General features: G+C 69.1%; 15 protein-coding genes. 7 read left to right on the top strand and 8 right to left on the bottom strand.

Features of this window, described 5'->3' with window-relative positions:
• Nucleotides 1–27: 27 nt before the first annotated feature.
• Nucleotides 28–558 carry an SMC-Scp complex subunit ScpB gene (scpB, locus tag F8S09_RS02930; protein ID WP_322618470.1) on the bottom strand — a complete coding sequence of 177 codons (531 nt, stop codon included), beginning with the start codon at nucleotides 556–558 and terminating at the stop codon, nucleotides 28–30.
• Nucleotides 555–1178, bottom strand: coding sequence for an L-threonylcarbamoyladenylate synthase (locus F8S09_RS02925; protein WP_152868766.1), 624 nt, complete (start codon nucleotides 1176–1178; stop codon nucleotides 555–557). The genes scpB and F8S09_RS02925 overlap by 4 nt, the downstream gene beginning before the upstream one ends.
• A gap of 72 nt (nucleotides 1179–1250) precedes the next feature.
• Between F8S09_RS02925 and F8S09_RS02920 the strand changes: the two genes are divergently transcribed.
• Nucleotides 1251–2471 (top strand): type II secretion system F family protein, encoded by a 1221-nt coding sequence (locus F8S09_RS02920; RefSeq protein ID WP_152868765.1) that lies wholly within the window; start codon nucleotides 1251–1253, stop codon nucleotides 2469–2471.
• 283 nt (nucleotides 2472–2754) lie between these two features.
• Here F8S09_RS02920 and F8S09_RS02915 read toward each other — a convergent pair whose 3' ends face one another.
• Both F8S09_RS02915 and F8S09_RS02910 read right to left on the bottom strand, forming a co-directional pair.
• Nucleotides 2755–2979, bottom strand: a complete 225-nt coding sequence (locus F8S09_RS02915) for a hypothetical protein (RefSeq protein ID WP_152868764.1) — start codon at nucleotides 2977–2979, stop codon at nucleotides 2755–2757.
• A 166-nt stretch (nucleotides 2980–3145) separates the two neighbouring features.
• Nucleotides 3146–4717: a hypothetical protein gene (locus F8S09_RS02910; protein WP_152868763.1), complete on the bottom strand. Its 1572-nt coding sequence runs from the start codon at nucleotides 4715–4717 to the stop codon at nucleotides 3146–3148.
• A 666-nt stretch (nucleotides 4718–5383) separates the two neighbouring features.
• Here F8S09_RS02910 and F8S09_RS02905 point away from each other — a divergent pair.
• Nucleotides 5384–6061: an HAD family hydrolase gene (locus F8S09_RS02905; RefSeq protein WP_152868762.1), complete on the top strand. Its 678-nt coding sequence runs from the start codon at nucleotides 5384–5386 to the stop codon at nucleotides 6059–6061.
• Between the two features lie 58 nt (nucleotides 6062–6119).
• Here the strand turns inward: F8S09_RS02905 and F8S09_RS02900 are convergent, their stop codons facing one another.
• From F8S09_RS02900 to F8S09_RS02885, 4 genes are all read right to left on the bottom strand, one after another.
• The gene (locus F8S09_RS02900; protein WP_152868761.1) at nucleotides 6120–7376 is read right to left on the bottom strand and encodes a S1C family serine protease; all 1257 of its coding nucleotides are present in this window, start codon (nucleotides 7374–7376) and stop codon (nucleotides 6120–6122) included.
• Between the two features lie 55 nt (nucleotides 7377–7431).
• Entirely contained in the window at nucleotides 7432–7977 is a 546-nt protein-coding gene (locus F8S09_RS02895) for a hypothetical protein (protein ID WP_152868760.1), read from the bottom strand.
• Nucleotides 7978–8000: 23 nt separating this feature from the next.
• Nucleotides 8001–9662: an FAD-binding dehydrogenase gene (locus F8S09_RS02890; RefSeq protein ID WP_322618469.1), complete on the bottom strand. Its 1662-nt coding sequence runs from the start codon at nucleotides 9660–9662 to the stop codon at nucleotides 8001–8003.
• 86 nt (nucleotides 9663–9748) lie between these two features.
• Nucleotides 9749–10141, bottom strand: a complete 393-nt coding sequence (locus tag F8S09_RS02885) for a S1 RNA-binding domain-containing protein (protein WP_152868758.1) — start codon at nucleotides 10139–10141, stop codon at nucleotides 9749–9751.
• 102 nt (nucleotides 10142–10243) lie between these two features.
• Here F8S09_RS02885 and F8S09_RS02880 point away from each other — a divergent pair, with 102 nt between their 5' ends.
• The 5 genes from F8S09_RS02880 (at nucleotide 10244) to F8S09_RS02860 (ending at nucleotide 15040) form a co-directional block, all read left to right on the top strand.
• Nucleotides 10244–10852, top strand: a complete 609-nt coding sequence (locus F8S09_RS02880; protein ID WP_152868757.1) for a septum site-determining protein MinC — start codon at nucleotides 10244–10246, stop codon at nucleotides 10850–10852.
• A 180-nt stretch (nucleotides 10853–11032) separates the two neighbouring features.
• Nucleotides 11033–12646: an alpha-amylase family glycosyl hydrolase gene (locus F8S09_RS02875; protein WP_152868756.1), complete on the top strand. Its 1614-nt coding sequence runs from the start codon at nucleotides 11033–11035 to the stop codon at nucleotides 12644–12646.
• A gap of 98 nt (nucleotides 12647–12744) precedes the next feature.
• Nucleotides 12745–13104: a phage holin family protein gene (locus F8S09_RS02870; RefSeq protein ID WP_152868755.1), complete on the top strand. Its 360-nt coding sequence runs from the start codon at nucleotides 12745–12747 to the stop codon at nucleotides 13102–13104.
• A complete protein-coding gene (gene panC, locus F8S09_RS02865) occupies nucleotides 13101–13967 on the top strand; it encodes a pantoate--beta-alanine ligase (RefSeq protein WP_227978435.1) in 867 nt (288 codons plus the stop codon). Before F8S09_RS02870 ends, panC begins: the two co-directional genes overlap by 4 nt.
• A complete protein-coding gene (locus F8S09_RS02860) occupies nucleotides 13964–15040 on the top strand; it encodes a type IV pilus twitching motility protein PilT (RefSeq protein ID WP_152869992.1) in 1077 nt (358 codons plus the stop codon). Before panC ends, F8S09_RS02860 begins: the two co-directional genes overlap by 4 nt.
• Nucleotides 15041–15071 lie beyond the last annotated feature (31 nt).

Here is a 15071-nt window from a genome sequence, read left to right as displayed (position 1 = left end):
ACCGGGCACCGACCGCTGACCCCTCCCCTACCCCCGCAGCAGCCCGGCGAACTCGGCGCCCTCCAGCGGGGGCAACTCCTCCAGCCCGGTCAGGCCGAATTCCAGCAGAAAGCGGTCGGTGGTGCCGTACAGCAGGGGCTGGCCCACCGCGTCCGAGCGGCCCACCACCTTCACGAGTTCGCGTTCCTGCAAGGTGACCACGGTGCCCGCGCTGCCGCCGCGCATCGCCTCGATCTCGGCGCGGGTGACAGGCTGGCGGTAGGCGATGATCGCCAGAACCTCCAGCGCGGCGGCACTCAGCGCGGGCAGCGGCGGCGGGGCCAGCAGCGGCGCGAGGTGGGCCGAGAGGGCCGGGGGCACCACCAGGCGGTAGCCCCCCGCGACGGCCTCCACTTCAAAGCCCAACCCCGCCTCCCGCAGCCGGGCGGCGAAGGCGTCCAGCAGCCGGGCGGCGGCTTCCTCGGGCAGGCCGAGCAGTTCGGCCACCTCGCGCCGGGTCACCGGGCGTCCGGAGGCGAGCAGGGCCGCGCCGACGAGTTGCTCGGGGGTCGGGGTCACGGGCGGCGGCCTTCCAACCGCGCCCTCACCTCGGCCACCGGGAGCGCTCCCTCACGCAGCACCTTCAGCCCGCCCTCCGGCCCCACCCGCACCACCGTGCTCGCCTCGCCCCGCGCGGGCACACCGCCGTCGGGCAGAAGAAAAATGCCCAGGCCGTAGCCCTCCGCTTCGGCGTGGGTGCGGGCGGCGGGGAGTCCGGCGGGGTTGAGACTGGTCGTGGCGAGCAGGCCCCCGCAGGCGGCGAGCAGTGCCGAGGCGACCGGATGGTCGGGCACCCGCAGCCCCACCCAGCCGCCGGGGGCAAGGGGGGGCGGGCAGGCGTCCGAGGCGGGCAGCACCAGCGTCAGCGGCCCCGGCCACAGTCCGGCGAGGGCGTCCACGACCTCCGGTGTCCGGGTCAGGGGACGGGCGCGGGCCGCGTCCAGGCACGATACCTGCACGGGCTTGGCGGGGTCGCGGCCCTTGAGGGTGAAGAGGGCGGTCAGCCCCTGGGGGGAGGCCGGGTGCGCGGCGAGGCCCCAGACCGTCTCGGAGGGGTAGCCGACCACGCCGCCCCCGGTAAGGACGGCGGCGGCCTGAGTGATCTGGGGGACGACCCCGCTGGGTAAGGGTGTGTTCATGGGAGGTTCAGGGCCGGGCGCCCGCGCCCGTTGTAAGGGGAACGCAAGACCCCCGCCACTATAGTCACCGCCATGCCGGTCTACGAATACCGCGTCCGGGACCGCTCCGGGAAGGTCCTGAAGTCCCAGATGGAGGCCGAGACCGAGCGGCAGGTCCGCGACGCCCTGCGGGCCAAGAACGTCTTTATCGTCGAGATCAAGCCCCCCAAGACAGGCCTCAACGCCGACGTCAAGATTCCGGGCCTGAGCGACCGCCCCCCTGGCCTCAAGCAGGTGGCAGTCTTTTCCAAGCAGCTCGCCACGCTGATCAACGCGGGCGTGCCGCTGGTGCAGTCACTCGCCATCCTGCAAAAGCAGATCGAGCACAAGACCTTTCAGGGCATCGTGGCGAGCATTCGCACCGACGTAGAGGGCGGCACGCCGCTCAGCGAGGCCATCGTCAAGCACCCCAAGGTCTTTAACCGCCTGTATGTCAACCTCGTGCGGGCGGGCGAGACAAGCGGCACGCTGGACGCCATTCTGGAGCGCATCGCGGCCTTCCAGGAAAAGGAACTCGCCCTGCGCGGCAAGATCAAGAGCGCGATGACCTACCCGGTCATGGTGCTGGTCTTTGCGCTGGGCATCACGTACTTCCTGTTGACCACCATCGTGCCGCAGTTCGCGGGGATTCTGGCGCAGCTCAACGCGCCGCTGCCCTTCATCACCCGAATGCTGATGGCGGTGTCGGACTTTCTGAAAAGTTCGGGGCCGCTGATTTTCCTGGGAATCGCCGTGATCGTGGTGGCGTACCGCTACATCTACAAGACACCCAAGGGCCGCCACACCATCGACGACATCAAGCTGCGGCTGCCGGTGTTCGGCAACCTGCTGCAAAAGAGCGCCATCGCGTCCTTCGCCCGCACCTTCGGCCTCCTGATCAGCAGCGGCGTGAACATCATCGAGAGCCTGGAAATTACCAAGGGCACCGCCAATAACGCCATCGTGGAAGAGACCATCGAGAACGCCAAGAACGTCGTGATGGTGGGCGAGCCGATGAGCGCGAGCCTGGCGACGAGCAAGGTCTTCCCACCGATGGTCGTCAGCATGGTGTCGATCGGTGAGGAGACCGGCGCCCTGGATTCCATGCTGGGCAAGGTGGGCGACTTCTACGACCGCGAGGTGGACGAGGCTGTCGAGAGCCTGACCGCCGCCATCGAACCGTTGATGATCGTTTTTCTGGGGGCCATTGTGGGCACCATCGTGGCGGGGATGTTTCTGCCGATGTTCTCGATCATCGGTCAGCTCAGCCAGTGACACTGACAAGTTAAAACGAGTTTGTCCTTATAAAGGTCAATTTGTCCCTGCTGCATAAAGTCCCCTCCCTGGGGGCTTTTTCGTTGTCGTAGAAGGTGCATACGCCCTTATGCGTTTCGGCCAGCTTACCCCGTAGGGCTGCATAAACCGATACAGGGACATGCTTAGCTTTACACGTATGGCCCGGCTCTTTCGAAAAACCCTGTTCAGCACAGCAAAGAAGCCATATAAAGATGGGTTGTCCCTATAACTCCAAGAGCGCTCAACCTCGGCCAGCACGAGGCTAGCTGCCCCGTGGACGCGTGCCACGCCGCGCTCCTGCCACCCGGCGTCGGTGAGGCGGATGGGGGTGGTGTGGCGCTCGGTGGGGGCAGTGGACCAGGCCGTGCTCACGCAGGGCGAGGAGGTAGCCCCGGATGTTCTGGCGGGGCAGGCTGAGCTCGGCGGCGATGCGGGCGGTGGTGATCAGCTCGCCCACGTTCTCGAGGCCAGCGATGGTATGCAGCACGTCTCGCTGGCGGCCCTACACGCCTACTTGGTTCCCGGTCATGGGGACCTCCTGCCCCATGTTGCATCTGACACAGGGGGAAGATTAAGAGGCAAAGGGAAGGGCCCTGACTGTGCGCCAGGGCCATGGGTGTTGGGGCGTGAGCTCAGGCCCAGCCCACCGGGCTTCAGTTGCCGACGTCGAAGTTGGGGTTGATCTCCAGGGACGCGCCGGACAGGTTGGTGACGGTGAACTTCAGATCCTTCAGGGCGTCGAGGCTGCCTATGTATCCCCAGGCGGTGCGTGTGTAGGAGAGACCAGTCATGCACGGCGAGTCGATCGTCGGGGTCACGGGCTCGCCAGTGAGCGCGTCGGTGATGGTCACCTTTATCAGGCGTTCTCCCCCCCCCATGCCGGGCTCCATGGGATCCGGCCTGCACGCCCTAGAGTCCGTCCAGTCGCGGCTGTCGACAATCATCATCTGGGCGAAGGAGGGGTTGGTGCCCTCAGGCACGTCGAAGACGAAGACCTTCGTCTCGCCGGGGGTCATCACGTAGCGCAAGGCCGCGGGGTCTGCCACCGGGGTCAGCGGCATGGTCCCGCCAGTCGCGCCTCCCTCCACCGTGATCTCCTGCTCGGCGCTGGTTTCGTTGCCCGCGTCGTCGTTGACGACCAGGGTCAGTCGGGCGCTGCCGCTCGCCGGGCTTTGCCAGCCCGCCTGCCAGCGGTCGGTGCCCGGCTCGAAGGTCAGGGCTGCGACTCCGTTCCCCTGCTCGTTCACGGCGCTGCTGGCCACCAGGGTGGTGCCGTCGTACAGCCGGGCCTCGGTCAGGCGCCCACCGGGGTCGCTCGCGGTGCCGCTCACCGTAACCACGGTGCCCGCCGCCACCTTCTGGGTGGTGATGCTGGCCAGGGGCGCTTCGGTGTCGAGGGTGACCGCGTTCGCGCTCACGGTGTGCATGAACTCCACCGGGGAGGTGGTCTGTTCGGCGCGCTCGGGCCCGGTCTGGACCCAGCCGGTCACCGGCACCGAGACGCGCACGCTGGGATCTTCGGCGCTGCCGGTGGCCGCGAACGAGACGCCCAGCTTGCTGGCGGTGCGCTCGATGATGCTGCCGCGCGAGGCGACGTAGGCCCCCACTGAGTAGTCAGTCGTGGGCACGGCGAAGCTCTTGCCGCCGACGGTATGGGTCGGCACCTGCAGGCGCAGGCTCGACACGTCGCCGGTGTACAGCACGTCGGTGGGCATCGCAAAGCGCAGGGCCGCGGCGGCGGGGTTCATCACCGCGTGCACGGTCAGGCGCACCGAACCACTCTGCGCGTTCACATCGGTGAGCCTGGCGGGGCCATAGGCAAGCAGGGTGCCCTGGGTCGCCTGGTCGCTCTGCCCGTCCTTGACGATGCTCTCGAAGGTGTACTTGCCCTTGGGCAGCAGGACGGTCTGGCCGAAGTTGTTGGTGACGTTCAGGGTCAGGAACTGGTCGCCGTCTCCCTTAGGCGCGTAGACGCCCTTGTTGAAGGTAACTAGATCGCCCCCTTCGCTGCGCACCTTGACCTTGACAAAGGCGCTGGCCGGGACGAAGCCGCCGGTGGGCAGGCCCTGGGTGGAGATCAGCCCGGCTGAAGTCGAGGCCGAACCGAGCCCGATCTGGAGAGACACCAGTTCCCCACCGGGGTTCTGGGGCGCTTTCTGGGTGCCACCACAGGCGGCGAGCAGGAGGGGAAGGGAGAGCAGCAGCAGGGGGGAACGCTTGAACATCGGGTCTCCTCAGTCCATCTCAGAGCACGCGGTGATGCCCGTGACGGAGCTACCAGATGAGAGTCTGGTTCAGGTTTTGAGCGTAGTTCTTCATCTATGACGTGTGCCTTACAGCGGTCGGCTGTTCGTGTCGCTTAGGTGGAGGTGACCCGCCGGGCGTTTCTGAGTTGACGCGTAGTGCTGCGCGGGTGTTGAGGGGCAGGCCTGCGGCGGCTGCATAACCGTCAGAACTTGTGACAAACTCAGCTTCACAAGGCCTATGACATCCACCTTTATGCAGCCAGAAAACACCGTGTTCGTCGCCCCGGGAGGTAACATGTCCGGGGCGTCTCGACAGACACACTTGGCGAATTAGGCTGAGAATGTCAATTTTAAAGCCAGCATGTCCCCACCCCCTCAAGCCCTTCGTCTCGGGGGGCTTTTTTTGCGTTCTGAGGGCGTGCCACCACTTCCTAGGACTCCCTGCCGCTCCGGAAGATGACAGGCTCGGCTTGACAGTCCCCCCGGACAGGCCGCCTTATGCAGCGGCCGGAGCCCGTTCCAGACGCGGGGTATCCTGAAATTGCCAGCCTGTACAAACAGCAGCGGTCCAGAGCAGCAGGCCGGGCCACGTCGCTCAAGAGGCGCTCAAGGCGGCCCATCCCCCCTGGCCCCTACGCTGGCGCGATGACCCAACGTGACCTGCTGAGCCCGGAACGCCTGCGCGGCGTTCTCCTCGACGTGGACGGCACCCTGGCCGACTCCAATCTGGCGCACGCTCGCGCGTGGTCAGCGGCGCTGGCCGACGAGGGGTTCGAAAAGACCCCAGAGGAGGTCTTTCCCCTGATCGGCATGGGCGGCGACAAGCTGGTGCCCGAGCTGACCGGGCTGGATGCCGAGAGCGAGCAGGGCCAGCGCCTGACGGACGGCTGGGTCCGGCACTTCCGGACCCTGATTTCCAACCTGCGCTCCACCCCCGGTGCCCGCGCCCTGATCGAGGGACTGCGGGCACGCGGCCTGCGGGTGGTCCTGGCGACCAGCGGCGAGGCCGAGATCGTGGACGCGCTGCTGCGGCAGATCGGGCTGGACGACCTGAAGCTGGAGCGCGTCAGCAGCAGCGACGTGGAGAACAGCAAGCCCGACCCGGACCTCGTGAAGGCCGGGCTGCACACCCTGGCCCTGCCCGCCGGGGCCGCGTTGATGGTCGGCGACACCCCCTACGACGCGGAAGCGGCACGCAAGGCCGGGGTGCCCTGTATTTTGCTGCGCTGCGGGGGCCATCCGGGGGTGGAGGGGCACGACCCCCTCCACGACGATCCGCAGGCGCTGCTGGCCGCGCTGGACGAGGAGTTCCCGGTGGAGTGAGGGCGGCAAGGGAGGGGGGCCGGGGCAACAGACACCCCGGCCCCCTCCCTGATTGCAGTTATTCCCCGCTCTCGGGCAGGGCGAAGGCTTGCAGCGGCACCGTCACCTCGCGCTGCTGCCCATCCCGCTGCACGGTGAGGCGCAGGGTGTCCCCGATCTGCTTGCCAATCACCGCGCGGGGCAGGTCGGAGGCGTCTTCCAGCGGCTGACCGTCCACCGCGACGATCACGTCGCCGCCCTGCACGGGTTCGTTCCCCTGCCCGGTGGAGGCGGTGCTGCCGCGCAGTCCGGCCCGCTCGGCGGGGCTGCCGGGGTAAACCTGAAGGACGACCGCGCCCTGATCAGGCAGGCCCGCCTGCTGCCGCTCCTCGGCCGTGAAACTCGTCACGTCCCGGAAGCCCAGGCCCAGGGTGGGCGTCTGGACCTCGCCGCCGCGCTGAAGCTGCGGGAGAAGGCGGCGCACGGTGTCCACCGGGACCGCGAAGCCCACGCCCGCGCTCTGGCCGATGCCCCCGGTCAGAATCTGGGTGTTCACGCCGATGACCTGCCCCGCCGAGTCGAGCAGCGGCCCGCCCGAGTTGCCGGGGTTGATCGCCGCGTCGGTCTGGATCACATTCTGCTCGACGCCCTTGGCCCCCACGGGCACGGTGCGTTCCAGGCTGGAGATGATGCCCTCCGACACGCTGAATTCCAGCCCGAAGGGGGCGCCCAGCGCGATGGCCTTGAGGCCCACCTCCAGCCCCTCGACCTGCCCCAGCGGGATCGGCCGGATGGCCTCACGCGGCAGGCCCTCGGCGCGGATCAGCGCGAGGTCGAAGTCGGGGGCGCGGCCCACCACCTTCGCCGTATACGACTGGTTGCTGCCGTGCAGGCGGATGGTGATCTCGTCGGCGCCCTCCACGACGTGGTTGTTCGTCAGGATGTCGCCCTGCGCGTTCACGAAAAAGCCGCTGCCCGCGCTCTCCTGGGGGCCCTGCTGGGGCAGCTCGAAACCGAAGCGTTCCTGCATGTCTCGCCGGAGCTGCGCCTGCGGGCTGCTGTCGCCGCCCCGGTCCGTGACCTCGACATAGACCACGCCGTCCTGCCGGGCCTTGACCACCTGTACGGTGTTCGTCTCGGACTGGGTGCGGGCGCGGGAGGCGTCGGCGGTGGCGGAAGTGTCGCTGGTAGTGGAGGTGCCCGAAGTTGCGGGCGCCGATGTGGCGGGCAATGCCCCCGTCACCTGGGCGCTGGTGCGTTCGGAGAGTTCGAAGCCCACGAAGGTGCCCAGCGCGAGCGTCCCGGTCAGGGCCAGCAGGGAGAGGTTCTTCTTCATGGGACGAGTCTGCCGCCCGGCGGTTACGCGGGGGTTAAAACGGCCCAGGGCGACTTTAGAAGGGGAAGAAGGAGGAAAAGTCGTCCGGCCCAGAAGGCACGGTGCTATAGATGCTGCCGACCGCGTCCTTGAAGTGGTGGAGTCGGTTGATGGCCCTGAACTCGCCGATCTGGCACCAGTCCTCACTGTAGGGAGGTTCCCCGGCGCGGGGCTCCATGTCGGGCCAGCACCTCACCGCATGCGCCTTGCCGTCCAGTGTTCGGTGGGTGCCCGTGCTGAGCCGCCCCACCGGGAAGATGTTGGCGCGGGCAAATGCCGCTTGCAGGGCCGGGTCGCGCTGAAAGTCGGCCACGGTCAGGCCCCGCCCAGCCAGATAGCGGGTCAGGCCCTCCGTCCCTCCGCCGAGGATGACGCTCACCGGACCCTGCACCTCCCTCAAGGTAGGAAGCATGGCCTTGCAATAGATGTCCGGTCGGCCCAGGGCGCACAGCCGCACGTACTCACGGGCGTCGGAGGGCGTGCGGAGGTCCAGGCCAGGTTCGCCGCAGCCGCTCAGCACGAGGGCGAGGGCCACACCGCCGAGGGGAAGCAGGGGACGCATGGGCCAGCCTACACCGCCAGCCGCTACACCGCCCCCGCGCTCGCCCGCCCGGCCACCTGCCCGGAAAAGAGGCAGCCTCCCAGGAACGTTCCCTCCAGCGAGCGGTAGCCGTGCATGCCGCCCCCGCCGAAGCCCGCGACCTCGCCCGCCGCGTACAGGCCAGGGATGGGGTCGCCGCCGGGCCGCAGCACCCGGCCCTGGAGGTCGGTTTCCAGACCGCCCAGCGTCTTGCGGGTCAGGATGTTCATGCGAACGGCGATCAGCGGGCTGTGGGCGGGGTCAAGGAGTGGAGCGGGCGGCACCACCCGGATCAGCCGCTCACCGACGAGCGCCCGCGCTCCCCGCACCAGCGCGAGTTGTGGGTCTTTGCCCGCCCGGTTGAGCACTTGCAGGTCCCGCTCCCGCACCTCCCGCTCGACGGTGGCAAGGTCCACGAGGTCCGTTCCGGTCAGGCGATTCATTCCCGCAATGAGGCCGGGCAGGTCGGGGGCCGTCACGAAGTCCTCGCCGTGGTCGAGGAACGCTTGCACGGGGGCCTGCACCGCCCGCCCCACCCGGCCCAGCGTGCGCCGCAGGTCGCGGCCCGTCAGGTCTGGGTTCTGCTCGGAACCGGAGAGGGCGAATTCCTTCTTGATGATCGCCCGGTTGAGCAGGAACCAGGTGTAAGGGTAACCCTGACCCGTGATGTACGACAGCGTGCCCAGCGTGTCCGCGCCGGGGTAGTGAGGGTGTGGCAGCCGCCGCCCGGTCGGGTCCAGCCACAGGCTGCTCGGCCCCGGCAGCACCCGGATGCCGTGGTGCGGCCAGATGGGGTCCCAGTTGCGCAGCCCCTCGGTGTAGTGCCACATGCGGTCGGGGTGAATCAGGCTGGCGCCCTGGGCGGCGACCTGGGCCTGCAACTCGCCGTCCACATGCTGGGGCACCCCGCTGAGCAGGAAGGCGGGCGGCGGTCCCATCCGCGCCGCAGGCCAGTTGCGCCGCACCCGTGCGAGGTTGCCCCCCAGCCCCCCCGAGGTCACGACGACCGCGCCCGCCCGCAGCGCGAAATCGTCCACGACGACGCGCGAACTGGCCTCGCCCCGGCCTACATCGGAGGCCTCCAGCACGTCGCCGTACACGCCCACAACCGCGCCGCCCTCTTCAATCAGGCCACGGACGCGGTGGCGGAAACGCATCTGAACACGTCCTGCCGCCGCGTGTTCCTGCACCCGCCGCACGAAGGGCTCCAGCACGCCCGGCCCGGTGCCCCAGGTGATGTGGAAGCGCGGCACCGAGTTGCCGGGGCCACCCGCCCCCTGAAACCCGCGCTCGGCCCAACCCACCGCCGGGAAGAAGCGCAGGCCCATGTCCGTCAGCCAGCTCCGCTTCTCGCCCGCCGCGAAGTCCACGTAGGCCTCGGCCCAGGCCCTGGGCCAGTGGTCGTCGGCGCGGTCGAAGCCCGCCGTGTTCTGCCAGTCGGTCCAGGCCAGCTCGCGCGAGTCGCGGATGCCCAGCCGCCGCTGCTCGGGCGAATCCACCAGAAAGAGGCCCCCGAAGGACCAGTGGGCCTGCCCCCCGAGGTTCTGTTCGCCCTCCTGGTCGAGCAGCAGCACCCGCCGTCCCGCGTCGGCAATCTCAGCGGCGGCCACCAGCCCGGCGAGGCCCGCGCCCACCACGATCACGTCTGCCTGCGTCTCCTGGGTCACCTTGACACCTCCTGTGGGCAAAGAAGAACACCCGGCACGCGGTGAGGCGGGGCGGGTGTCCAGACGGGAATGAAAGGGCGGGGGGCTTACTTCTTGCGCTTGCCGGGAGTGGCGCCGCGCTTGCCGCCGCCACCGCCGCTCGTGGTGCGCTCCTTGGCGTCACGCATGAAGGACCGCAGCTTGGCCTCAAACTGCGGGCTCTGGCGCCCGATGGCGCGGGGACGCGGCACCTCCTCGGGCTCTTCGAGCAGCTCCTTGATGGAGAGGTCGAGTCGGCCCCGCTCGTCGCGGCCCAGCACCTTGACCTCGATCGTCTCGCCCTCGCGGACATGGTCATGGATGTTGCGGACGAAGGAGTGGGCAATCTGCGAGATGTGGACGAGGCCCGTCTCACCGTTCTCGAACTGGATAAACGCCCCGAAATCGGTCACGCGCGTGACGCGGCCCTCGACGACCGCGCCGGGATCAAGCTGCACCAAGGGTGCCCTCCGAAATCAGCATGGGGCACATTCTATACCATGCCCGCCCCGCCATGTGCCGAGTGTGAAGCTCCCGCATCCGGGCGAGTAGAGTGGGCGCCGATGAAGCTTCGCGGCACGCTCGGCGGCATGAACCTCCTTCTCGAACCGGGCGACACCGCCGGGACCGTGGCGCAGGCCCTGGCCCCCCGCGCCGAACTGCTCGCCGCCCACGTCACCCTGGAGGTGGCCGGAGACGCTGACCCCGCCGCCCTGGAAGCTGCGCTCGCCGCGATTCGTGAGGCCGGGGGCACGCCGGGCCGCGTCCGGGCACCCCGCGTGACCGTGGCCGCCCCCACCGCCGAGGGCGAGGAGGAGGGCAGCGCCCGAACGGTGATCTTGCCCCACGGCGTCCGCGCGGGCTTCCGGGGCGAGTACCGGGGCAGCGTGGTGATCCTGGGCGACGTGAATCCGGGCGCCGAGATCGTCGCGGGCGGGGACGTGATCGTGATGGGAGCGCTACGAGGGGTGGTGCATGCCGGATACGGCGGCAACGTGGGCGCCATCGTGTGGGCACGGCCCATCGCCTCAGCGCAGATTCGCATCGGGGACGCCGTGGCCCGCGCCCCCGAAGGCGGCGGCCTGGGCAACATGAAGCGGCTGGAGGGCAACGAGGGTGCAGAACTGGCCCGCTTGCAGGGCGGCACCATCGTGATTGAGGCGCACCGTTAGGCCGGTTCACTGGGCTGGAGGCTCGGGGGAAGGGCGGCCGCCCGGTGTGCGCCTGTGCGCAAAGCGTTCGCAGAACGGCATCGTTCCCGTCTCCCCCAGCCGGTCCACGCGCCTGCCCCCGGCACGGGCATAAGCGGAGGCTCTAGGTTCCGGCTCCCCGGCGGGACTACGCTGGGCAGCATGACACAGCCTTCCTCCAGTCAGCAGCCCGGCGAACTGAAGTGGTGGCAGCGCGGCACCATCTACCAGATCTACCCCCGGTCCTTTCAGGACGATTCCGGCGACGGGGTGGGCGACCTGCGCGGGATCACCCGGCGGCTGCCCTATGTCGCCTCGCTCGGGGTGGAGGCGGTGTGGCTCTCCCCCATCTTCGTGTCGCCCATGCGCGACTTCGGGTACGACGTGGCCGACTACTGCGACATCGACCCGCTGTTCGGCACGCTCTCAGACTTCGACGCGCTGGTGGAGGAAGCGCACCGCCTGGGCCTGAAGGTCATGCTGGACTACGTGCCCAACCACACGTCGAGCGACCATGCGTGGTTCCGGGAGGCGCTGACGGGGCGGGGAAGCGCAAAACGCGATTGGTACGTCTGGCGCGACCCGGCCCCGGACGGCGGCCCCCCGAACAACTGGAAGTCGCACTTCGGCGGCCCGGCGTGGACGCTGGACGAAGCGAGCGGGCAGTATTACCTTCACCAGTTCCTGCCCTCGCAGCCGGACCTCAACTGGAGTAACCCTGACGTGCAGGCCGCCATGCTGGAGGTGCTGCGCTTCTGGATGCGGCGGGGGGTGGACGGGTTCCGGGTGGACGTGCTGAACCTCTTGGCCGAGGACGAGCGTTTTCTGGACGAGCCGATCAACCCCGAGTGGCGCCCCGGCATGATCGAGTACGCGCAGACGCTGCACATCTACACCAACGACCAGCCCCAGACCCTGCGCTACGTGCGGAGGATGCGCGAGGTGCTCGACGAGTTTGGCGACCGGATGATGGTGGGTGAGATCTACCTCCCCACCGAGCGGCTGCTGCGCTACAGCGGCACGCCGGAGGAACCGCTCGCGCACCTGCCCTTCAACTTCCACCTGATCCAGATGCCCTGGGACGCCCGCGAGATTCGCGCCTTCGTGGACGGGTACGACGCGGCCTGCCGGGAGGCGCACTCGTGGCCCAACTGGGTGCTGGGGAACCACGACCAGCACCGTTTCAAGACGCGGGTGGGCGCCGATCAATACCGCGTCGCCCAGACGCTGCTGCTCACCCTGCGCGGCACGCCCACCGTCTACTACGGCGACGAGATCGGCATGGAGAACGTCCCCGTCCCCTTCGAGCAGATGGTGGACCCGGCGGGCCTGCAGCAGCCCGACGTGCCCAGCGCCAGCCGCGACCCCGAGCGCACGCCGATGCAGTGGGACGCCTCGCCGAATGCGGGCTTCGCGCCGGAGGAGGTGACTCCCTGGCTGCCGGTCGCGGAGAACTTCCGCGAGGTCAACGTCGCCGCGCAGGAGGCCGACCCCGCGAGCGACCTGCACTACTTCCGGGCGCTGACCCGGCTACGGCGCGAGCATCCGGCGCTGGTGGGCGGCGAGTACCGCTCGCTGGACACCGGGCACGCGGACGTGTTCGCCTTCGAGCGCACGTTGGAGGGCGCACGGCTGGCGGTCCTGCTCAATTTTGGCGGGGAGGCGCGGGCAGTGAAAGTCGGCCCCGGCGAGACGCTGCTGAGCAGCCTGGGGGATCGGCCGGAGGCAGGGGCAGACCTGCGCTCAAATGAGGCGCGGATCGTGCGGCTGGCCTGATCCCAGTCCCGGTCGGCCTCTCCGGCGCGGGCAGAGACGTTCCCACCGCCTGCCCCCACACCCTCCCCCGCAGCCCAGGTCCGGTTTATGCTCCGGGCATGGGCTTCTTGATTCGGCTGCTGGTCAACGCGCTGGCGCTGTACCTCGTGACGCGGGTGTACGGCGGGGTCAGCTTCGCGCCGGGGGCGGACGTGGTGAGCATCATCCTGGCTGCGCTGGTGCTGGGCATCGTGAACGCGCTGATCCGCCCGGTGCTGCTGCTGCTCAGCCTGCCCGTCAACGTACTGACGCTGGGCCTCTTTACCCTGGTCGTGAACGGCGTGGTGCTATGGCTGGTGGCGGGACTGACGGCGCTGAACGTGGCGGGCTTCGGAGCCGCCATCGTGGGAGCGCTGATCTTGACGGTGATCTCCTGGCTGCTGGACCTCGTGCTGGGCGCCCTGGGGCTGGACAATTGACCCCCACGCTGCTGCGCGACCCCGCCGAGGTGCGCTCAGCGTTGGCCGGGCGGGGCCGGGTGGGGTTCGTCCCCACGATGGGCTACCTGCACGAGGGCCACGCCGAACTCATTCGCCGTGCCCGCGCCGAGTGCGAGATGGTGGTGGTCAGCGTGTTCGTGAACCCCACCCAGTTCGGCCCGGGCGAGGACCTGTCGCGCTATCCCCGTGATCTGGAGGGCGACCTCGCGCTGGCAGGCGGGGCGGGGGCCGACGTGCTGTTTCACCCGGAGGCGGAGGCGATGTACCCCCCCGGCTACGCGACCACCGTGCGGGTGGGGGGCGTGGCCGGGCCACTGGAGGGCGAGTCGCGCCCCGGCCACTTCGACGGGGTGGCGACGGTGGTGCTCAAACTGCTGAACCTCGTGGGGCCGGACCGGGCCTACTTCGGGGAAAAGGACTGGCAGCAGCTCGCGGTGGTGCGGCGGATGGTGCGCGACCTCTCGGTGCCCGTCGAGATCGTGGGCGTACCCACCGTGCGCGAGGCGTCGGGGCTGGCCCTGAGCAGCCGCAACAGCTACCTCTCGCCGGAGCAGCGGGCGCGGGCCAGCGTGCTCTCGCGGGCGCTGCGGGCGGTGCAGGCGGCGGCGGCCTCGGGCGAGCGGGACACGGGGGCGCTGCGGCAATCGGGGCTGGCGGTGCTGGCGGAGGAGCCGGACCTCACGGTCGATTACCTCGCGGTCGTGGACGGTGACATGCGCGAAAGACCCGCCGTGGAGAATGACTCCATGACCCGCGTGCTCGTGGCCGCCCGGCTGTTCGGCGTCCGGCTGATCGACAACATGCCCCTCTTTCCCGAGCTGGAGGCGACCCCCGCGTGCTGACCCTCGACGAGCTGCTGCGCGAGATGGTCTCCCGCCGGGCGTCGGACGTTCACCTTCAGGTCGGCAGCCCCCCGGTCGGAAGGCTGAACGGGGGGCTGATTCCCTTCGGGGAGGAGGTGCTGATGCCCGCCGACACCTCGGCGCTCGCGCAGGCCATCCTGTCCCCGGAGCAGTGGGAGGACGTGGGCTACGGGCAGGAGATCGACCTCGCCTACAGCGTGCCGGGGCTGGGCCGCTTCCGCTGCAACGTGTTCAAGCAGCGCGGGGTGATTGGCATCGTGATGCGGACGGTGAACGAACATATCCCCAGCTTCGACACGCTGGGGCTGCCCGCCGACGTGCTGCGCTCGCTGGCCGACATGCCGCGTGGCCTCGTCCTCGTGACCGGGCCGACGGGCAGCGGCAAAAGCACCACGCTCGCGGCGCTGATCGACCACATCAACCGCACACACGCCCGGCACATCATCACCATCGAAGACCCTATCGAGTACCTGCACCGCCACGGCAAGAGCCTCGTGGTGCAGCGCGAGATCGGCCCCGATACGCGCGACTTCCGCACGGCGCTGAAGTACGCGCTGCGCCAGGACCCCGACGTGATCATGATCGGCGAGATGCGCGACAAGGACACGGTAGAAGCCGCGCTCTCGGCGGCGCAGACGGGGCACCTCGTGCTCTCCACCCTCCACACCCAGGACGCCATCCGCAGCGTCAACCGCATCATCGACTTCTTTCCGCCGCACGAGCGGGGTCAGGTGCGGGTGCAGCTCGCGGAGTCGCTCGTCGGGATCGTGAGCCAGCGTCTGCTCTCGCGGGCCGACGGGGCGGGGCGGGTGGTGGGCACGGAAATCCTGCTCAACACCCCCCTGATTCAGGACTACATCAAGGACGAGGACAAGACCCCGCTGATCAAGAGTGCCCTGATGGAAGACAACATCCGGGGGATGCATACCTTCGACCAGCACCTCGTGCAGCTCTATCAGCACGGGCTGATTCACATGGACGAGGCGCTCGCGGCGGCGACCAGCCCGCACGAGGTCCGCTTGATGGTGACGCGGGCGGGAGCGGGGTTCTAGAGCCGCGCCCCACACCCCCGCCGCTTTTCCT

It is taken from the genome of Deinococcus terrestris, assembly GCF_009377345.1.
GTDB lineage: Bacteria > Deinococcota > Deinococci > Deinococcales > Deinococcaceae > Deinococcus > Deinococcus terrestris.
This window is presented reverse-complemented; position numbering and strand designations above follow the sequence as displayed.